A 20286-nucleotide genomic window follows, 5' to 3' on the forward strand; every position below is an offset into this window, starting at 1 on the left:
TCTTCATCCCTGAAATGAGAAGATTACAGGGAATAAAAAACAGCTGGAAATTAAGCCTGATTATCATCAGCTTAATTTCCTGTGCTCATCCGAAAGACAACGTTTATCAGGCAGAATTATTTACGGAAAAGACAACGCTGAATACACCTGCAAAAAGTACAGGGCAGCTCTTTAAAAGACTCACATTAACCAGTAAAAAGGAAGAATTGATAGGTGGTATATTTGGGCGAAAGGGACATATGTCCTGGAATATCATCAATTACAGAGATACAACGATCCGCTTTAATCCTAACCTGAAAAATCTGGTTGAGGATTATCAGTCAGATGAAATACCCTTATTTGATTTTTATACGATCTATTATCTGAATCCACAAAAAACCGCATTCCTTGCAGATATGCCGGGGCCTTCCAATATCAGCAGCCGCGTTTTTGTATTTTGTGCGCAACCAAACGGCTTAAAAATCTACCGGGTTGAGCGTCCTGCTAAGGAACAGATTTCTTCAGGAGATGAAAGTATTTACATGGGCATTTCTAAAATAGGTGGTAATCTGCTGTTGGTCAACAATGATTATCTTTTCAATCAGCGATCGGCAAAGGCATACCTGATTCCAAGACCAGATCCTAAAGAGAGAATGCAAGCAGACTTTACTATCCTCTCGCCAGATGGGAAAACTGTAGTTTTTAGTGCAAAAGGCAGTTCCACGGATCAGTTCGATTATATCTATCAATTCCATTATCCAAGTGGCAAGTTTGAAACAGACAGTATTCCTGCCGGTCAATATCAAAGTCCATTACTGGACAAGAAAAAAAAGTGGCCGGAAACTCATTATGACTGGAGCAAAGATGCAAATGGAAGAATGTTTCTAAAACCTAAAGCGGCTTTTAGCTTAAAATAATGCGATAGAAAACACTTCTTTAGTTTACTTGTTTAGCTATTATGGAACAGCTGCAACCTGAAACTAAACAAATCAACTTACTCTGGGAAGGGCATAAGTATAAATCAGTAGAGAATTGTGTGGTGACCATCCAGGAGAAAGGAACTGAAATCACCGCTGTGGTTATTGGTGATTCCGGTGAAAAACCTTTTCGCCTTGACTACACTATCAGAACTAATCAAAAATGGGAAACAGTATTTTTTGATATTAAAAGCCAGTTTAATGATCAGAAAGTAGAGTTAAGCTTTGAAAGTGACGGAAAAGGGAACTGGACAGATCATGGGAAACCACTGGATGAATTTAAAGGCTGTATTGACATTGACATTTCCCTAACTCCTTTCACCAATACCCTGCCTATCAGAAGACTGGGCTCAAAACTGAAAACAGAACATGAGATTAAGGTGATTTACTTCGATATTTTAAATCAGCTGGTCAGATCAAACTTACAGGCCTATACCGCCCTGACAGATTTCTGTTATCAGTACCGGAATATTGACAACGGTTATGAAGCTTTGCTGACCGTGGATGAACAAGGGCTTGTTGTGGTTTATCCGACCAGGTTCAAAAGAGGCACACATGTAGAAAGTAATTACTAGCTATACAAAAAACGGGCTGTCTCTAAAGAAAGAGACAGCCCGTTTTTATATGGAATGAGTTGTTTGATTATTGAATTAACGTTGCCGCTTTTTCCAGAACTTTAGCTAATCCATCTTTATTTTTTCCTCCCGCAGTAGCGTAGAAAGGCTGGCCTCCTCCGCCCCCCTGAATATCTTTGGCTAATTCTCTAACCATATTCGAGGCATTGAGTTTCTTATCAGCTACCAGATTATCAGACAACATCACACTGATTCCAGGCTTGTCGTCAATCAATGTAGTAAAAACAAGGTATAAATTATCTACGATATCTTTGATTGAAAATGCAAGGTTTTTCACTGCATCTGCATTGGGAAGATCCACATGAACGGCTATCATATTGATGCCATTGATCGTTTTCATATGGTGAACGATTTCATGTTTAAGATTTCCTGAACGCTCTAGAACTGCTTTTTCTGCTTCTTTTTTAAGCTTGTTATTTTCTTCAATCAAGGCGGTAACCGCAGCCGTCAGGTCTTTATTTCCTTTAAGCAGTGTTTTTAACTCACTGATTTCTTTATCCTGGTTGATGATAAACTCTTCTGCGCGATCAGCTGTAATCGCTTCGATACGTCTTACACCCGCAGCTACAGCACTCTCAGAAATAATTTTGAAGTAACCGATCTGACCAGTAGACTGAACATGTGTACCACCACATAATTCTTTCGAATAGTTATCATCGAAAGTAATGATACGAACAAAGTCGCCGTACTTTTCGCCGAACAAAGCAGTCACTCCACTGGACAATGCTTCTTCATAAGGAACAAGTCTTTGCTCTTTTAAAGCAATGTTATCTCTTACTCTTTTATTGACGATGTGTTCGATCGCCGCTAATTCATCTTCAGTGATCTTCGTGAAATGAGAAAAGTCGAAGCGAAGGTAATCTGCATTTACCAAAGATCCCTTTTGATTCACATGGTCCCCCAGGACGTTCTTTAATGCTGCATGCAGTAAATGTGTCGCCGAGTGATTGTTATTCGTTTGTACGCGTTTATCTTCATCTACAACAGCCCAGAACTGACCATCTATGTCTTCAGGTAAAGAATCTGCGAAATGCACGATCACACCATTCTCTTTTTTAGTATCTGTAATTTCAACCGAGAACATTCTGCTATGATCTTCCAGACGGCCGGTATCACCGACCTGACCACCGCTTTCCCCATAGAAAGGAGTTTTCTGCAATACAATCTGATACTGCTCTTTTCCTTTGGCAGTTACTTGTCTGTATTTTAATATTTTGGTTTCAATCTCCAGGAAGTCATAACCCACAAATTCAGTTTCAGGATCATCATGAACAGTAATCCAGTCGCCTGTATCGATTGCCGTAGCAGCTCTTGATCTGGCTTTTTGTTTTTGAAGGCTCTTCTGATATTCCTCCATGTCCACAGTCCATCTTTTCTCCCTTGCCATCAGTTCGGTCAGGTCAATCGGGAACCCGTAGGTATCCTGCAATTCAAAAGCAAAATCACCCGAAATCACCATCTGGTCTTTCAATATGCTGTAAACCCATGGATCTTCAAAAGACTTCTCCAGATCAATTGCATTTTCAGACATCAGAAAATCCGCTTGTTTAGCGGTGTAATTTTCAAAACGCTGAATACCTGTTGCCAGTGTTCTTAAGAAAGAAACTTCTTCTTCCAACACTACTTTCTGAACGAAATCCTGTTGTAAAACCAGTTCTTCAAAAACGCCTTTGAACTGTTCTGCAAGAACAGGCACCAATTGGTTTAAGAAAGGTTCTTTTAAATCAAGGAAAGTATAAGCGTAACGTACAGCTCTTCTTAAAATCCTGCGGATCACATACCCGGCTTTGTTATTTGCCGGCAACTGTCCGTCTGCAATTACAAATGAAATTGCACGGATATGATCGGCCATAACGCGCATTGCAATATCTGTTTTTTCATCAGCGCCATAAGCGATACCCGCTTTTTTTGCGATGAACTGGATCAGTGGCTGAAATACATCAGTATCATAGTTTGAAGCCTTATTCTGTAATACACGAACCAGACGTTCAAAGCCCATTCCAGTATCAACATGTTGTGCAGGTAAAGGTTGTAATGAACCATCTTTCAATCTGTTGAACTGCATGAATACATTATTCCAGATTTCTATCACCTGCGGATGATCGGCATTCACCAATTCTTTTCCGCTTGTTGCTGCGCGTTCATGATCAGGACGGCAATCCACGTGAATTTCCGAACACGGACCACATGGCCCCATGTCTCCCATTTCCCAGAAATTGTCTTTTTTATTTCCTAAAACAATGCGGTCTTCGGGAACATATTGCTTCCACAATTCGAAAGCTTCCGTATCTCTTGGAAGACCTTCTTTTTCGTCTCCTTCAAAAATGGAGACATACAATTTATCTTTCGGGATACCATAAACTTCTGTCAATAATTCCCAGCTCCAGGCAATAGCTTCTTTCTTGAAGTAGTCGCCGAAACTCCAGTTGCCCAACATCTCAAACATAGTGTGGTGATAGGTATCTATACCCACTTCTTCAAGATCATTGTGTTTACCGGAAACCCGTAAACAACGTTGTGTATCGGTTACCCTTGGATACCTGGCGGGTGCTTCTCCCAAAAAGATATCTTTAAACTGATTCATACCTGCATTGGTAAACATCAGTGTCGGATCATTTTTTACAACGATAGGTGCCGATGAAACGATATGGTGTTGTTTCGATTCAAAAAAAGCTAAATATGCGTGTCTGATTTCTTTTGCTGTCATTCTTAGTAGAAATTATCCAACAAAATTAAAATTTTATTGCGGTATTCTACTAAAATCCCTTTACATTTGAATGCTTTATATAAAAGCTATAAACCACTAAATATCAACACAGAAGTATGCCTTACAAGGAACGGGAAATTAATAAAATGTATTATACGATGGGTGAGGTGACGGAAATGTTCAATGTAAACGCCTCACAGATCCGCTTTTACGAGAAGGAATTTGACGTTCTCCAGCCTAAGAAAAACAAGAAAGGGAACCGTCTTTTTACTCCGGAAGATATTGAAAATTTAAAGATCATTTTTCACCTGGTGGATGATAAGGGCTTTACACTTAAAGGTGCAAAAGATCATTTAAAGAATAACAGTGCAGACGTTAAAGAAAACCAGAAGATCATTGCATCGCTGGAAAAACTAAAAGATTTCTTATTAAAGTTAAACGACGAAATTTAATTAATAAATTAACTTAGTTAACTAAATCAGCAGTACTTTGGGTTCATTATGCCAAAGTCAGCTATCTCTTCCATCCAGTGTCCCGGGTTGCAAAGTATCAGAATAACTTTGCCGGGATACGGAATCTTACTCTCTATAGTCCTTTTCTGCCCTTGCAACACTGCATTTGCACAGGAAGAGGTACAAATCAAAGAAATAACCGCAACGCTTTCCGCTAATTTTACAGCCGAAGATCTTGCTGAGCTGACTGAACAGCTATCTTTTTATCTGAAATATCCGCTGGATCTCAACAGGACCAGTCCTGAGCAGCTCAAAGAGCTATTTTTTCTTTCGCCACTACAAATCAGCAACTTTTTCACCCATATCCGGCTCAGCGGAAAACTAAAGGATGTTTTAGAACTTCAGGCTATAGCCGGTTTTGATGTCACTACAATTAACAGGCTGCTCCCGTTTATTAAAGTGAAAGAAGAACTGCCGCTGGATTTCAGTAAAGCAGGCAAAGGGGTCAATGAGCTTACCCTGAGATATGGACAATTGCTGGAAAAACAGAAAGGGTATAATGACCTTCCGGGCAGCAGATATCTGGGCACTCCGGAAAAATTATTGCTCCAGTACAGATACCGTCTGCATGATCAGGCTGCACTTTCCATCGTCGCCAAAAAGGATGCCGGGGAAAGCTTTTTCAGTGGTAACAGCAAAAGTGGTTTTGACTTTATTTCCGGAAGCCTTGCCCTGTATAATTCCGGCAGATTTAAAAAAATAGTTGCGGGAGATTACAGCCTGCAATTTGGCCAGGGTTTAAGCCTCTGGTCTGGTTCATCTTTTGGAAAAGGGGATGATGTAGCAGGCATTGCCAAAAAGGATACCGGGCTTAAGCCTTATACTTCTGCCAATGAATATTCATTTTTCAGAGGTACAGGGGCAACCTATAGTTTACTAAAAAGCATTGACTTAACAGGTTTTATATCACTTAGAAACTTAGATGCAAGCTTAACAAAATCTGCTGAAGGAATTCAGCAGTTATCAGCAATCAGTACCAGTGGCCTGCACCGTACAGCTGCCGAAAACGAACATAAAGGAAAGCTGGGCTTATTACTTTATGGGGCGGCCATAACCTATAACAAAAACAGTTTAGACCTGGGGATTACAGCACATCATTCCAGTTATCAGCACGAATTTATTACGGGTACCCAGCGCTACAAACAATACAATTTCAGTGGCCGGGAACTCACGAATCTCGGGCTTCATTACAATTATACCTTCAGGAATATTTATTTTTTTGGTGAGGCGGCTCATAGTATTCCCGGTGGTACCGCAGTACTCACCGGGACTATGGCCAGCTTGTCTCCCCGAATCTCTGCGATAGTCCTTTTCCGTAATTATGAGAAAGAACATATTAGCTTTTACAACAAGGCAGCAGGAGAAGGAAGTACTGCTGCCAACGAAAAAGGAGTTTATACTGGTTTACATATCAATGTGACCAAAAAGTGGACTTTATCTGCTTACGTTGATGTTTTTTGGTTTCCATGGGCAAAGTACAGGGTTGATGAAGCTTCTTCAGGATATGAGCTAACCGGAAGAATTACCTATAAGCCGGATAAAAAGTTTAAAGCCTTGCTGAGTTATCAAACCAAACATAGCCAGCAGAACGAAGGTTCAGGTAAACCTGTGAACCCAATAGCTGACCTCAGGAAGGATAATTGCAGACTGGAGAGCAATCTTACACTCAACAGGAAGATAACGCTGCAAAACCGCTTTGAAGTGACCCGTTATCAAAAAGGAATTGCCACTGCTGAATACGGATATCTATTTTATCAGGACGTAGCCTGGCATCCTATGTCTTCCAGGATTTCAGCGAACCTCAGGCTGGCTTTTTTTCATACCACATCTTACAACAGCAGGATTTATGCTTATGAAGATGATGTACTGCACGGTACAGGTTCAGGTATTTACAGCGGCGAAGGAATCAGATCCTATTTTAACCTGAGTTATAATTTATCCAGGCAGCTCAGGGTCTGGGGCAGGTATGCAGTGTATGTGTATCCGGGAATGGAAAAAACAGGGTCCGGACTGGAGGAAATCAATGGCAATAAAAAGTCAGAAATCAAACTTCAACTACGCTATCAGTTCTAAATGCGCATACGGCAAACCATAAGTATTTTCGGCAGAATTCTGCTTCCATTCTGCATAGGATTATGGGTTCTGCATGCAGCAGATAATACCAAATTAAATTTGCCCGTCCTTATATTTTCAATTTTCTTATTTATTTTATTATTAATAATCAGATTTTTATACAGATTACTTAAAGTTTACCATTACAAATCACTTTTAGCATTGCTGATTAATCTGTTCTTTTTCAGCTTAGGATTGCTTTGGTATTCTAAAGCAAATCTGCCCGGAAATCTGAACAGCTTTTCCTACAATCAGGCAGATTTCCTGAAGATCTCCATAGCCGGTGAGCCGCAGCAGCATGGTTCAGTCTTAAGATTTAAAGCAAAGGTTCTGGCGGGCTATACTGGTCATCAAAAACAGGAGACATCGGGCTATTTACTGGTTGCCCTGCCTTCAGATTCAGCGCACCCGGTTGCGCTTCATTACGGAGAAAATTACTTTATTCCGGCGCATTATAAAGTAGTAGCTGCTCCCTATAACCCTGCTGAGTTTGATTTTAAATTCTGGCTGGCCATGCAAAATATCCACCATCAGATCTTCCTTCAGCCAGGGGAATTGATTGCTGTTAAAGCGCAAACAGGAATGCCGCTGATCAGCTTTGCGCTGGCCCTTCGTAAAAGCCAGGTGGCTATCTACAGGAAGTTACTTAAAGACGATAATGCTTTTGCAGTTGCCTCTACCCTGATCCTTGGTTACCGGTCAGATTTAAGTGCTGAAACCTTAGCGGCCTATTCAAAAACAGGAACTATTCATGCACTCTCAGTTTCAGGGATGCATGTAGGGATTATTTACCTGGTGCTCAACTGGGCGCTGGGCTGGATGGACAGGAAAATCTGGCTAAAATGGAGCAAAGTACTGCTCTTGTTACTACTGATATGGGGTTACGCGGTATTAACCGGCTGCTCTGCTTCGGTGCTGCGTTCAGCAATTATGCTGAGTATATTCATCTTTGCCAAGGCCGTTCACAACCAGGCAAACAGCTACCAGGTATTATATTTTTCGGCTTTTTGCCTGTTGCTGTATAATCCATTTTTCTTTTGGGATGTGGGTTTTCAACTCTCCTACCTGGCTGTGCTGGGATTAATTTATTTACAGCCAAAGCTGGAACAGCTCATCCATTTCAAATCGTTCTGGTTAAGAAAGCTCTGGAGCCTGATCAGCCTTTCAGTTGCCGCACAGCTTTTCACTTTCCCGCTGAGCAGTTATTATTTTCATCAGTTCCCGGTATATTTCATTTTGAGTAACCTGTTTATCGTACTTCCAGTCACACTTTTGATGTATATAGGTATTCTGCTCTTATTGTTCCGTTTATACTGGATCGCCCCATTGTTTGAGTGGCTTATTATTTTCATGAACCGCGGATTGGAAAAAATTGCAGCTCTCCCCTACTCCAGCATCAATATGATCTGGTTTACAAAAACTGAACTCGTTTTACTTTGCCTGTTTTTACTCCTGCTCTGTATTGCGCTGCAACAAAAGAACAAATACTATTTCGCACTTTCGCTTTTGGCCTCGGGCTGTTTTCAAGTAATGCTGGTCAAAGATGAACTCAATGCTGCAAGACAACAAAAGGTCATTCCTTTTACCTTAAACAGAAATTATGCTGTTGCTTTTATCAGTTCAACCCGGGCCATTCTGGTCACTGATTTACAACCGGCAGATCAAGCGTTTAAATTCCATATACAGCCCGCACTGGATCAATTGAAAGTCCGGGAAATCACCTGTATGAAATGGGAAGGAACCTGTAATACCAAAAATTTTGAATTCAGGGAACATCAGCTCATTTTCAGGGATTTCAGGATACTGTTACTGGATAGCACTTTCAACAACCGGACAATTAAAGGAAACCCTGTTTTTGATGTCATCTGGATACATGGGGAACCCAAATTAAAAATTGAGGAGCTAAGAAGGGCTATAGCTTTCCATAAAATATGGATAGATGCAACCAATAGTAATCAGACCATTCGGCGCTATCAGCCGGATACTATAAACTTTAGTAAATCAATACTGTTTTTAAAACCTGGTTTCCGCTAACCTACAGGATTCATAATTTTAAACTGCTCGATCCAGCCCTGTTCAAAATTACTATCCTGATATTTAGCTCCAAATTCTTCTGGCGTATACCATATTGCGGTATCCGGTTCATAAATCCAGCAATTTTGACGCAAGGCTTCCTTAATGAGTACAATTACGTCGATAAAGTGCCCTTGTTGCTGTTGTTCATTAGCAAATGAATCCATCATAGTTTTTTAGGTCATCCTGGTGGTACTCACAAAGTAATCCTTTGCTATAGTACCAAACAGGATAAATACAAATCTGAATTTATATGATTTAACACCAAACTGGATTAAAAACTGAACCAGATAAGGTTCTATTGTCTGTAAAAACACATTACAATAATCACCAGGCTGGCTGACGATTTGTTTCGCCCTGTATCCCTCACTCAATTTGTTCAGATTAACTTTTACAGAGCTATCTTCATCGACATCAAAGAAATTGCCCGCCGTAACCGACCAGCTTGAAGACTGACTATTTTGTACCCATTGATTCAGGTGGTTGTTCAATTGTTTATTAAATTCTTTTTCCATAGCACAACAAAATTATGCTAATATTTTTAGTAAAACAAATAGAATTGAAATTTTTTTTAGTAAATAACAGGAAGCTGGTGTATTTATCAGTAGCTGAAATATAACGGTTCTTTGCATTATTTTTTATTTACTTTTGACTAAAATAAGCCTCATATTCTATAATAGTATACATGACTTCACCCCTGGTATTATATACGGTAAATGATCGTATTGCTACGATTTCACTGAACCGCCCCGATAAACGCAATGCTTTTAGTCCGGAACTGGTCAGTTCCCTAACGGAAACTTTGTTAAAGGCGTCTGATGATGAAGAAGTAAAAGTGATCATTTTAAAGGCCATTGGCCCTGTTTTCAGTGCTGGTGCTGACCTTGCTTACCTACAGCAATTACAAAACAACACTCATGAAGAGAACGTTCAGGATAGCCAAAATCTGAAGACACTATTTACAACGATCTATTATTTACCCAAAGTGGTTATTGCGCAGGTTGAAGGACATGCTATTGCTGGCGGATGTGGACTGGCAACGGTCTGTGACGTCATTTTCGCTGTTCCCGAGGCTGGTTTTGGCTATACAGAAGTAAAATTAGGCTTTGTTCCCGCAATTGTTTCGTGTTTTCTGATGCGTAAAACCAGTGAAACAATTGCCAAAAAGATACTGCTGACAGGCGATTTATTCTCCGCAGAACAAGCACTGGCCTATAATTTGATTACTTATGTAACAAATAAGGATGAAATTAGTCAGAAGGTACAGGATTTTGCGCAAAAGCTTTGCAATGAAGCCTCCGGAAACGCCCTGATGGTAACTAAACAACTCATTGGTCAGACAACTAATCCTGAACTGGAAAAGGCCCTGAATTTAGCAGTACAAATTAATGCCAGAGTCAGAGAGAGTGAAGACTTTAAAAAAGGAATTGCTTCTTTTCTCAGCAAAGAAAAAATTAAATGGTAAACTATTAAAAACTAATAAATATGTTAAAGTCGATTAAAACAAGTGTACTAGCTGTCATATTAATCAGCACGGCTGTGATTGCACATGCACAGAAAAAAGTAAATGAAGGTACACTTACCTATGGTCTTACTTACGAGCTGACCGCAGAACAGCAGTCTATGGCTTCACAGCTACCTAAAGAGACTAAATTAAAATTCAACGGAAATCTGTTAAAAATAGAAATGCAGCAAGGACCTGCAAAAATTACAATTATCTCGGACGGAATTCAGAAAAACGGATTGGTATTGGTTGACGTTCCACCTATCCAAAAACAATATGCAGTAAAAACTACCAAAGAAGAAAGTGAGCAGACTATGGGTAAACCTCCTGTTTTAAGTGATTTCAAAGCTACTGGTGAGAAATTAAAAATAGGAAACTATAACACAGAGAAATATACTTATAAAGACGATAAAGGTACTGCTTATGAACTTTGGGCAACAAATGATATTCAATTGCCAGAAGGAATCATTGGCGAAGAATTCAAAGCTTTAAAAGCTACACCTATCAAATTTACACGTGTACAAAACGGTGTTAAAGCAGTTTTAACCATTACTTCAGTTGCTGAAGATAAAGTTGGCCCGATTACATTAGATGTTCCTCCTGCTTATGAAGTAACAACTATGGACGCTTTAAGAGCAATGGGCGGTCAATAAGCACCAGATAATATATTAAGAGGCCTTCTGATGAAGCATTTCAATAATGCAAATCAGAAGGCCTTTTTATTTTAAAGGAAACAAACAATGTATTACATTTGAAATGCAGGAAAGATCAAAAAACCAGCAAAAAAAACACTAAATCAAATGGAGCGGAAACTCATTATTTTAAAATTATCTATTGCCCTGTTTATCACATCCTTCGCTATTCCAGCGGCCAATGCCCAATATAAAAAAGAAGGAATCAACTGGACGAAAGATGGAAATGGCTATTATCAGAATTCATATGGCGGGATTGAGATAGTTACCTTACCTAAAAGCGAAGCCAAAACTTTAATCAGCAGTGCACTGCTTACCCCGTCGGGGCAGAGCCAGCCATTGCCAATTAAAGATTTCGTACTTTCTGCTGATGGGACTAAGGCACTGATCTATACCAATAGTAAAAGAGTATGGCGCTATGAAACCAGGGGGGATTACTGGCTGGCTGATTTAACTACCAATAAACTGGTACAAATCGGAAAAGATAAACCAGCTTCTTCTTTGATGTTTGCTAAACTATCTCCTGATGCCAGTAAAGTTGCTTATGTAAGCGGACACAATATCTATGTTGAGGATATCAAAAGCGGAACAAGTAAAGCGCTGACTACAGATGGCACAGCCAGACTGATCAATGGAACTTTTGACTGGGTATATGAAGAAGAATTCGATTGCAGGGACGGCTTTAAATGGAGCCCTGACGGAGCATCTATTGCTTATTGGCAGATTGATGCTAAAAAGATCAAAAACTTCCTCATGATCAACAACACGGATTCTATTTATCCGTATACTGTACCAGTAGAATACCCTATTGTTGGAGAAGATCCTTCATCCTGCAAAATTGGTGTAGTGAATGTAAGTACTGCACAAACTACCTGGGTGAAAGTACCTGGTGATGCGATACAGAATTATATCCCGAGAATGGATTGGGTGCCGAATACAAATGACCTGATTTTACAACAGCTGAACAGAGAGCAAAATACCAGTCGTGTATTTGTTGCCAATACACAATCCGGATCGGTAAATAACATTTATACAGAAACTGATAAAGCCTGGATTGATGCCGCACCGGAATGGCAGTGGATCAATAATGGAAAAGAGTTTATCTGGCCAAGCGAAAAAGACGGATGGCGTCATTTTTACCGGATTAGTAAAGACGGTAAAAAACAAACACTGATTACCAAAGGTGATTATGATGTAATTGAAAGCAGCCTGGTAGACGAAAAAAACAACACCCTTTACTTTCTTGCTTCACCAACAAATGCGACGCAAAAATATCTGTACAAAACAAAACTTGATGGTAAAGGACAGTTAGACCAGGTTACTCCTTCTGTTTTTCCCGGAACACACGAATATGATATTTCCCCGAATGGAATTTTTGCCAAACATACTTATCAGAGTGCAAATATAGCGCCTATCAGCGAATGGATGAAAATGGATTCAGGCAATCCTTTCACCATGGAAGGAAGTCTGACCAATCAGATGGCAAGAATCCGTCTGCCAAAAAACAAAACAGAATTCTTCAAAATCAAAACCGAAGATGGTGTAGAACTGGATGGATGGATGAAAAAACCAGACAACTTTGATCAGACTAAAAAATATCCTGTTGTATTTTATGTTTATGGCGAACCTGGTGCACAAACTGTATTGGATACCTACGGAGTTAGTCATAACTTTTTATATGATGGAAACATGCCTCAGGATGGTTATATCTACATTTCCATTGAAAACAGAGGAGCACCAGCACCAAAAGGACGTGAATTCCGCAAGTCTATCTACAAAAATATTGGTGTTTTAAATATCCGTGATCAGGCTATGGCTGCAAAAAAGATTATAGAATGGCCTTTTGTAGACAAAGACAGGGTTGCAGTATGGGGATGGAGCGGAGGCGGTTCTTCAACACTTAACCTGATGTTCCAATATCCTGAAATTTATAAAACAGGTATAGCTATTGCAGCAGTTGGCAATCAGCTTACTTATGACAATATTTACCAGGAACGTTATATGGGTTCTCCGTTAAAGACTAAAGAAGCCTACATTAAAGGTTCGCCAGTAACAAATGCACACAACTTAAAAGGAAACTTATTGTATATACACGGTACAGGTGATGATAACGTACATTATCAAAATGCAGAAATGCTGATCAATGAATTTATTAAAAGTCAAAAAGTGTTTCAATTTATGTCGTACCCAAATCGTACGCATGGCATTTCCGAAGGAGATGGTACAAGAGAACACCTTTCTAAAACTTATACTAAATACCTGCAAACTTACTGCCCTCCGGGTGGAAAATAGACTAGCCTTTTTAACTATAAAACCCCTTATTTGTTCGTCAGATAAGGGGTTTTATAGTTAAATTGTTATGCCCCCTGGCCTATATTAATCATCAGGCCCCCATCCATTACATAAGTGCTGCCAGTTACATAATCTGCTTCTTCAGAAGCTAAGAATAAAGCCAGGTAAGCAATTTCTTCAGGTCTTCCAGCTCTGCCTAGCGGTATATGCGTTTCCGCTTTTTCCCTTACTTCAGGATTATCTACAGCTTTCTGATTCATTGCAGTCAAAATCATACCCGGCGCTATATTATTTACGTTAATTCCAAATTTACCCACCTCTAATGCAATGGTCCGCATGAGATTCTTTATTCCAGCTTTTGAGGCATTGTAATCTCCATTTCCGGGTGCATTGATTTCTTCATGAACAGAAGAGATATTAATGATCTTACCCGGTTTACTTACACCTTTGCGGTGCTGAATAAATTTCCTGCTACAGAAAAACGTTCCGTATAAATTAGTTTTGATAGTCTTGTCAAAAACTTCCGTACTCATCTCGTCAATTGGAATCCCCGAGCCATTTACGCCAGAATTGTTAACCAGGATATCAATCCCACCAAATTCTTTGATAATTGCCTGCATTTTTGCTTCTACACCCTGTTCATTGCTCACATCAAGTTCAATGAGTGAAGCCTTTCCGCCATGCACTTTTACAGCTTTCAATGCCTCCTGCCCTCTTTCCTCATTGCTATGATAACAGACCACTACATTTGCGCCGTTTTTAGCGAATTCAATCGCAATTGCACGTCCAATTCCAGAATCAGATCCGGTTACCAATGCAATTTTGTTTTCCAGTTTCTTCATGTCTTATAGTTATAAGCCGTTCATATTTATTAAGCGCCGGCCTAATTAACAAACCATAAAAATCAAGATATGTTTTAGACCTCAAACTTTAGAGATATCCGTTTGTTGTAACATCCAATGGCACTGATTTCATTCACTAATAAAGGCATATTCTGTAAACAGGGCGGTTTTTACATCGACCCCTGGCAACCTGTAGATCTGGCTGTAACGACTCACGGACACGCAGATCACGTGAAGTTTGGCAATAAAGCATATTTATGCCATGAACTCACAAAACCGGTCCTACTACAAAGGCTTGGTGCAGATTTACCCATACAAACTTTACCTTATTACAAGGAAATCACAATCAATGGCGTTAAATTAAGCCTTTTTCCCGCCGGACATGTGATCGGATCTGCCCAGATAAGGCTGGAATATAAAGGTGAAATCTGTGTAATTTCCGGAGATTATAAAGTGGAATATGATGGCATCAGCACTGCTTTTGAACCTGTAAAATGCCACACTTTTGTTTCTGAAAGTACTTTTGGCCTGCCTATTTATAAGTGGCTGCCACAAGAAGAAGTCTTTGGAAAAATAAGAAACTGGGTTTCAGATAACCATGACCAGTTAAAAACAAGCGTACTGATCGCTTATAGTTTAGGAAAAGCGCAAAGGCTGATTAAAAACCTTGCTGGAGATCAAAAGATCTATGTACATCAATCAATTGCTAACCTCAATGAAGGCTTTATCAGAGCTGGTGTTGACCTCCCCGAAACTATCCGGATTACACCCGATCTAAAAAAAGAAGAGCTGCAAAAAGGAATAGTCATTGTGCCTCCTGCGCTTGCAGATGGTAAATGGATGAAAAGTTTAATGAGTGCTTCTACCGGGATTTGTTCCGGATGGATGCAGGTAAGAGCAGGCCGCAGATGGCAATCTGCCGATGCAGGATTTGCATTGAGTGATCATGCAGACTGGCCTGGTCTATTGACTGCGATTAAGGCTACTGAAGCAGAAAAGGTATTTGTAACCCACGGATTTGTATCCACATTTTCCAGGTACCTTAATGAAATAGGAATAGAAGCAGAAGAAGTAACTACACGTTACGGAAACGAAGGAGAAGAAGAAATCATAAAAGAAGCTTAATTTGAAAAGGTTTACGGAATTGATACAGCAGCTGGAAACCAGCAATAAGACCAACGACAAAATCGCGGCCCTGGTTAGCTATTTCAGCACGGCCGATGAAAAGGACAAGCCTTATGTAATTGCGATGTTTACCGGCAAAAAGCCACGCAGGCCTGTTACGACTGCATTAATCCGGGAATGGGCTATAGAACTGAGTGATATTCCCGCCTGGCTATTTGCAGAAAGTTACCATAGTGTTGGCGATTTGAGTGAAACCATTGCTTTGGTTCTTCCTCCGGCTAAACACATCACTGATCGTAAACTGCATGAATGGATTACGGATCTTGCTTTAATCAGCACTCAGGATGATGCTGCAAAAAAAGAATTTATCCTAAAAGCATGGGATAGTCTGGATACCCGGGAGCGCTTCATCTTTAATAAGTTAATTTCCGGGAATTTCAGAATTGGGGTATCTAATAAGATGCTCGTGAATGCACTGGCCAAACAAAGTGACACTGACAGCAATAAAATCATGCACAGTATCATGGGTAAATGGACGCCAGCAGAGATCACTTATCAGGAGCTGATTGACGGTGCACATGTGAATACTGATAATTCATGGCCTTACCCTTTTTGCCTGGCTTATGCGCTGGATACCACACCAGAAAACCTGGGTGAAACGACTGCATGGCAGGCAGAATGGAAATGGGATGGTATCAGGGGTCAGATTGTCAAACGAAATGGTGAATTATTTATTTGGTCCAGAGGGGAAGAATTGGTGACGGATCAATTTCCTGAATTACATTTCCTGAAGGATGAACTTCCTGATGGAACAGTAGTAGATGGAGAAATCCTTTCTGTCAAAGATGGAAATGTACAAGCATTCAGTATCCTGCAACAACGGTTAAACAGAAAAACTATTCATAAATCACAATTAAAAGATGCGCCAGTAGGTTTCTACTGTTATGACATTCTGGAATTTCAAGGCCAGGATATCAGAACCTCCCCTTTATCGGCAAGAAGAAAAATTCTGGTGGATATTATTGCTGCACTCCAAATCAAAGATGTGGCGATCCTCTCCCCTGTTATTGATTTCAATGATTGGGAGCAATTGGCCGAAATCAGAAAAGAATCAAGAGCGAACAACAGTGAAGGCATTATGCTGAAAAAACTGGATTCTCTTTACCATAGCGGCCGCAAGCGTGGCGATTGGTGGAAATGGAAAATTAACCCATATACCGTTGATACAGTCATGATTTATGCACAAAAAGGAAGTGGCCGCCGGGCAAACCACTTTACTGATTATACTTTTGCAGTGAGAGATGGGGAGCAATTAATTACCATTGCCAAAGCCTACTCTGGTTTAACGGATATAGAGATTAAAGAAGTAGACAGTTTTGTCAGGAAGAATGCGATAGAGAAGTTTGGCCCTGTGAGAACAGTGAAACCAGAACTGGTATTTGAAATTGCGTTTGAAGGAATTGCTGAAAGTAAAAGACATAAAGCTGGCCTGGCTTTGCGTTTCCCCCGTATCGCCCGCTGGCGAAAAGATAAAAATGCTTCGGAAATTAATACGCTGGACGATTTAAGACAATTGTTGGCTTCAACGTTATCAAACGAATTATGATACTGGAAAAGAGTACAGGTTATAAAAAAGTAATCAAATGGTTAAAGAGCAAGAAAAAAAAGCCCTTTAAGTTCCAGACTGATGCCTGGCAATATTATGCGGAAGGTTATAGTGGGCTGGTCAATGCGCCTACCGGTTTTGGAAAGACATTTTCCCTGTTTCTGGCTGTGGTGATCGATGAATTAAATACACAGTTACCTGTTAAAGCAGGCACGGTAAAAGCCAGCGTAGTAAAAAAAAGAAAAAAGAGTACAGGGCTCAAACTTATCTGGATTACTCCACTACGTTCTTTAGCTAAAGATTTGGCGAGAGCTATGCGCGAAGTTTGTCTGGAGCTGGAAATTGACTGGCAAGTTGGTGTACGAAACGGTGATACCTCTCAAAATGAAAAGCTGAAGCAGAAAAAGCAAATGCCGGAAGTTTTAATAATCACCCCCGAAAGTATGCACCTGTTACTTGCACAGAAAAACAGTTTAAGTTATTTTGAAGATTTACAATGTATAGTTGCAGATGAATGGCATGAATTATTAGGGAGCAAACGCGGGGTGATGGCAGAACTCGCCATTTCCAGGATCAAAGGTCTGGTTAAAGAAAAACATCCCGAAAGACTGCTTAGGGTATGGGGGATCTCTGCAACGATAGGAAATATGGAAGAGGCGCTGGACGTACTGGTTCCTGATCAGGACGTTTTAAAAACTACAGTCGTTGCTGATATAGAAAAAAAGATACAAATTAAATCTATCCTTCCCGATCATATTGATATGTTACCCTGGGCTGGTCACCTTGGCCATAAGCTGGCACATAAATTACTGCCAATTATTGAGAAGAGCAAAACCACTTTAATTTTCTGCAATACCCGCGGACAGGCCGAACTCTGGTATCAGAATTTACTGAAACTGGATGAAAACCTGGCAGGACAAATCGCTATCCATCATGGGTCAATAGATTATGAATTGCGCAACTGGATTGAAGAAGCGATTCATACCGGGGTACTAAAAGCGGTCATCAGTACTTCTTCTCTCGATCTTGGTGTAGATTTTAAACCTGTGGATACCGTAGTTCAAATTGGTTCTCCTAAAGGGGTTGCCCGGTTTCTTCAACGTGCCGGACGCAGCGGACACTCCCCTTTTGAAACCTCAAAGATTTATTTCTTACCTACTCATGCGCTGGAACTGGTCGAAGCCGCAGCTATTAAAGAGGCAGCTAGAACACAGAACATTGAAAGCCGGCAGCCTGTAGTAATGGCCTTTGATACGTTAATCCAATATATGGTCACACTGGCCGTGGGTGATGGGTTTGATGATCAGAAATTATACAACGAGGTTAAAAATACATTTGCATTCAGAGAACTGGAACTTTCAGAGTGGAACTGGATGATGCAATTCATCACTACAGGAGGCGATAGCTTAACGGCCTATACCGAATTCAGCAAAGTAGAAAAAGAAGACGGCTTATGGAAAGTTAAAAGCAGACAGGTAGCCATGCGTCATCGTTTACACATAGGAACCATTGTTAGTGATGCAATGATCAAAGTCAAATATCTGACGGGTGGTTATGTAGGAATGCTCGAAGAATCATTTATGGCTAAAATGAAACCTGGTAATAGTTTCACCTTAGCAGGCAGGGTTCTTGAATTTGTGATGGTTAAAGAAATGACTGTCCTGGTGCGTAAAAGTAAACTCAAAAGTGCAATTACACCAAGCTGGATGGGTGGTAGGATGTCTTTAACTGCTAATCTTGGTGCAATTTTGAGAAAAAAATATAATGAAACCTTAGATAAAACTCACCAGGATGAAGAACTTGATATTATTCTTCCACTATTTGAAAGACAAGCAAAGGTTTCGCACGTACCTAAGGATGATGAGTTTTTGATCGAACTGATTAAAACCAGGGATGGCTATCATTTTTTTGCTTATCCTTTTGAGGGAAGGCAAGTCCATGAGATCATGGCTGCATTGATAGCTTACCGGCTGGGTAAAGTAAAACCTATAAGTTTTTCTATAGCCATGAACGATTATGGTTTTGAACTGCTCAGTGAACAGCCCATCCCTTTGGATGAAGAAAACATCAAACTACTTTTTACCCCGGTTAATTTAGGGGAAGATATTGTGGCGAGTATTAATGCGACAGAAATGGCGAGACGGAAATTCAGAGATATTGCCTGTATTTCTGGTTTGGTATTTCAAGGATATCCGGGTAAATATGTTGCGAACAAACATTTACAATCTTCTTCTTCGTTATTTTTCAATGTCTTTAGTGATTATGATAAACATAACTTATTATTGCGTCAGGCCTATGACGAAGCATTTTATCAGCAAATTGAAGAACCAAGGTTAGCCGCAGCTTTGCATAGAATACAAGCCAGTAAAGTAATCATTGTCAAAGCTGAAAGTTATACGCCTTTATGTTTCCCGATAAAAGTTGATAGTCTGAGAGAAAACATGAGCACAGAGGAGCTGGGAGAAAGAATAGCAAGAATGACTGCTGAGGCAGATAAAAAGCAGACGATACGCAATAAAAAATGATCATTACTATTAAAGGAGAAGAGCTGGTACTGAGCCAACAAAGAGCGATTTACTGGACGAGCAAAAAAATGCTGATTATCAGCGACCTGCATCTGGGCAAAGGGGCTCATTTTAGAAAAGCAGGCATTCAGATCCCCGTTACACTCAATACAGCAGACCTGAATAAACTAACGGAATTAATCACTGAATTTTCACCTGATAGTTTATTGATTACTGGTGATATGTTTCATCATCAAATGAATAGTGAAGCAGAGCTTTTCCGTCAATGGAGATCACAGTATCCGGAGTTGAAGATTATCCTGATCAAAGGGAATCATGACCGGTTAAAACCTGAAGATTATATAGGTTTAGGGATCGAAACTTATCAAAAAGAACTTTTATATACACCATTCAGGTTTATACATGATCAGCCGGAGACTACTGATGAATATTACAATATCACAGGACATATCCATCCGGGAGTTACGATTTATGGAAAAGCGCGTCAGCTGATGCGGTTACCGTGTTTCTATTTCGGTAAAAACTGTGCGATCTTGCCTGCCTTCAGTGTCTTTACAGGTTTAAGTAAAGTTAAGGCTGAAAAGGGCGACTTATTTTATGCAATTACACCAGAAAAGGTAATCCTGATTGATCAGGTTAAGTAATATAAGCTGATTAACTCAGTGGTATTGGCTTAATCAGGAATGATTTCCTGATTAAGCCAAT

At 40.0% G+C, this 20286-nt stretch carries 16 protein-coding genes; 12 read left to right on the plus strand and 4 right to left on the minus strand.

The features are described 5' to 3' along the window. Positions 1 to 14: 14 nt before the first annotated feature. Positions 15 to 896: a hypothetical protein gene (locus tag HDE70_RS13710; RefSeq protein WP_183890746.1), complete on the plus strand. Its 882-nt coding sequence runs from the start codon at positions 15 to 17 to the stop codon at positions 894 to 896. Between the two features lie 41 nt (positions 897 to 937). Beyond that, positions 938 to 1531, plus strand: coding sequence for a putative glycolipid-binding domain-containing protein (locus HDE70_RS13715; RefSeq protein WP_183866442.1), 594 nt, complete (start codon positions 938 to 940; stop codon positions 1529 to 1531). A gap of 67 nt (positions 1532 to 1598) precedes the next feature. Here the strand turns inward: HDE70_RS13715 and alaS are convergent, their stop codons facing one another. Continuing rightward, positions 1599 to 4298 (minus strand): alanine--tRNA ligase, encoded by a 2700-nt coding sequence (alaS, locus tag HDE70_RS13720; protein WP_183866441.1) that lies wholly within the window; start codon positions 4296 to 4298, stop codon positions 1599 to 1601. 116 nt (positions 4299 to 4414) lie between these two features. Here alaS and HDE70_RS13725 point away from each other — a divergent pair, with 116 nt between their 5' ends. The 3 genes from HDE70_RS13725 to HDE70_RS13735 are packed head-to-tail and all read left to right on the plus strand — an operon-like array spanning position 4415 to position 8956. After that, entirely contained in the window at positions 4415 to 4750 is a 336-nt protein-coding gene (locus HDE70_RS13725; RefSeq protein ID WP_068396413.1) for a MerR family transcriptional regulator, read from the plus strand. Between the two features lie 48 nt (positions 4751 to 4798). Further along, a complete protein-coding gene (locus HDE70_RS13730; protein ID WP_260160467.1) occupies positions 4799 to 6883 on the plus strand; it encodes a helix-hairpin-helix domain-containing protein in 2085 nt (694 codons plus the stop codon). Continuing rightward, positions 6884 to 8956, plus strand: a complete 2073-nt coding sequence (locus tag HDE70_RS13735; RefSeq protein WP_183890748.1) for a ComEC/Rec2 family competence protein — start codon at positions 6884 to 6886, stop codon at positions 8954 to 8956. Here the strand turns inward: HDE70_RS13735 and HDE70_RS13740 are convergent. Beyond that, positions 8953 to 9165, minus strand: coding sequence for a hypothetical protein (locus HDE70_RS13740; protein WP_183890750.1), 213 nt, complete (start codon positions 9163 to 9165; stop codon positions 8953 to 8955). The genes HDE70_RS13735 and HDE70_RS13740 overlap by 4 nt on opposite strands. Before the next feature lie 6 nt (positions 9166 to 9171). Further along, the gene (locus HDE70_RS13745; protein WP_183866438.1) at positions 9172 to 9510 is read right to left on the minus strand and encodes a hypothetical protein; all 339 of its coding nucleotides are present in this window, start codon (positions 9508 to 9510) and stop codon (positions 9172 to 9174) included. Positions 9511 to 9680: 170 nt separating this feature from the next. On the opposite strand from HDE70_RS13745, the gene HDE70_RS13750 reads away from it, so the two are divergent. The 3 genes from HDE70_RS13750 (at position 9681) to HDE70_RS13760 (ending at position 13483) form a co-directional block, all read left to right on the plus strand. Next, positions 9681 to 10460 (plus strand): enoyl-CoA hydratase/isomerase family protein, encoded by a 780-nt coding sequence (locus HDE70_RS13750; RefSeq protein WP_183890752.1) that lies wholly within the window; start codon positions 9681 to 9683, stop codon positions 10458 to 10460. Between the two features lie 20 nt (positions 10461 to 10480). Then, positions 10481 to 11152 carry a DUF4412 domain-containing protein gene (locus tag HDE70_RS13755; protein ID WP_183866436.1) on the plus strand — a complete coding sequence of 224 codons (672 nt, stop codon included), beginning with the start codon at positions 10481 to 10483 and terminating at the stop codon, positions 11150 to 11152. Positions 11153 to 11299: 147 nt separating this feature from the next. Further along, the gene (locus HDE70_RS13760; protein ID WP_183890754.1) at positions 11300 to 13483 is read left to right on the plus strand and encodes a S9 family peptidase; all 2184 of its coding nucleotides are present in this window, start codon (positions 11300 to 11302) and stop codon (positions 13481 to 13483) included. A 65-nt stretch (positions 13484 to 13548) separates the two neighbouring features. Here the strand turns inward: HDE70_RS13760 and HDE70_RS13765 are convergent, their stop codons facing one another. After that, positions 13549 to 14325 (minus strand): SDR family NAD(P)-dependent oxidoreductase, encoded by a 777-nt coding sequence (locus HDE70_RS13765; RefSeq protein WP_183890756.1) that lies wholly within the window; start codon positions 14323 to 14325, stop codon positions 13549 to 13551. A gap of 117 nt (positions 14326 to 14442) precedes the next feature. Between HDE70_RS13765 and HDE70_RS13770 the strand changes: the two genes are divergently transcribed. From HDE70_RS13770 to pdeM, 4 genes are read left to right on the plus strand one after another with little or no spacing between them, the layout of a single operon-like run. Then, positions 14443 to 15450: a ligase-associated DNA damage response exonuclease gene (locus tag HDE70_RS13770; protein WP_183866433.1), complete on the plus strand. Its 1008-nt coding sequence runs from the start codon at positions 14443 to 14445 to the stop codon at positions 15448 to 15450. 1 nt (position 15451) lies between these two features. Next, positions 15452 to 17056 carry an ATP-dependent DNA ligase gene (locus HDE70_RS13775; RefSeq protein ID WP_183890758.1) on the plus strand — a complete coding sequence of 535 codons (1605 nt, stop codon included), beginning with the start codon at positions 15452 to 15454 and terminating at the stop codon, positions 17054 to 17056. Beyond that, positions 17053 to 19581, plus strand: coding sequence for a ligase-associated DNA damage response DEXH box helicase (locus HDE70_RS13780; protein ID WP_183890760.1), 2529 nt, complete (start codon positions 17053 to 17055; stop codon positions 19579 to 19581). The genes HDE70_RS13775 and HDE70_RS13780 overlap by 4 nt, the downstream gene beginning before the upstream one ends. Next, on the plus strand, positions 19578 to 20225 hold the full coding sequence (gene pdeM, locus HDE70_RS13785) for a ligase-associated DNA damage response endonuclease PdeM (protein ID WP_183890762.1): 648 nt from the start codon (positions 19578 to 19580) through the stop codon (positions 20223 to 20225). The genes HDE70_RS13780 and pdeM overlap by 4 nt, the downstream gene beginning before the upstream one ends. The last annotated feature ends 61 nt before the right edge of the window (positions 20226 to 20286 follow it).

It is taken from the genome of Pedobacter cryoconitis, from assembly GCF_014200595.1.
GTDB lineage: Bacteria > Bacteroidota > Bacteroidia > Sphingobacteriales > Sphingobacteriaceae > Pedobacter > Pedobacter cryoconitis_C.

What these genes read in the sequence shown, in the direction of transcription:
- HDE70_RS13750 (WP_183890752.1), top strand. Translation starts at nt 9,681, where the DNA reads ATGACTTCACCCCTGGTATTATATACGGTAAATGATCGTATTGCTACG.
- HDE70_RS13745 (WP_183866438.1), bottom strand. Translation starts at nt 9,510, where the DNA reads ATGGAAAAAGAATTTAATAAACAATTGAACAACCACCTGAATCAATGG.
- HDE70_RS13715 (WP_183866442.1), top strand. Translation starts at nt 938, where the DNA reads ATGGAACAGCTGCAACCTGAAACTAAACAAATCAACTTACTCTGGGAA.
- HDE70_RS13760 (WP_183890754.1), top strand. Translation starts at nt 11,300, where the DNA reads ATGGAGCGGAAACTCATTATTTTAAAATTATCTATTGCCCTGTTTATC.
- HDE70_RS13710 (WP_183890746.1), top strand. Translation starts at nt 15, where the DNA reads ATGAGAAGATTACAGGGAATAAAAAACAGCTGGAAATTAAGCCTGATT.
- HDE70_RS13730 (WP_260160467.1), top strand. Translation starts at nt 4,799, where the DNA reads ATGCCAAAGTCAGCTATCTCTTCCATCCAGTGTCCCGGGTTGCAAAGT.
- alaS (WP_183866441.1), bottom strand. Translation starts at nt 4,298, where the DNA reads ATGACAGCAAAAGAAATCAGACACGCATATTTAGCTTTTTTTGAATCG.
- HDE70_RS13725 (WP_068396413.1), top strand. Translation starts at nt 4,415, where the DNA reads ATGCCTTACAAGGAACGGGAAATTAATAAAATGTATTATACGATGGGT.
- pdeM (WP_183890762.1), top strand. Translation starts at nt 19,578, where the DNA reads ATGATCATTACTATTAAAGGAGAAGAGCTGGTACTGAGCCAACAAAGA.
- HDE70_RS13755 (WP_183866436.1), top strand. Translation starts at nt 10,481, where the DNA reads ATGTTAAAGTCGATTAAAACAAGTGTACTAGCTGTCATATTAATCAGC.
- HDE70_RS13740 (WP_183890750.1), bottom strand. Translation starts at nt 9,165, where the DNA reads ATGATGGATTCATTTGCTAATGAACAACAGCAACAAGGGCACTTTATC.
- HDE70_RS13735 (WP_183890748.1), top strand. Translation starts at nt 6,884, where the DNA reads ATGCGCATACGGCAAACCATAAGTATTTTCGGCAGAATTCTGCTTCCA.
- HDE70_RS13770 (WP_183866433.1), top strand. Translation starts at nt 14,443, where the DNA reads ATGGCACTGATTTCATTCACTAATAAAGGCATATTCTGTAAACAGGGC.
- HDE70_RS13780 (WP_183890760.1), top strand. Translation starts at nt 17,053, where the DNA reads ATGATACTGGAAAAGAGTACAGGTTATAAAAAAGTAATCAAATGGTTA.
- HDE70_RS13765 (WP_183890756.1), bottom strand. Translation starts at nt 14,325, where the DNA reads ATGAAGAAACTGGAAAACAAAATTGCATTGGTAACCGGATCTGATTCT.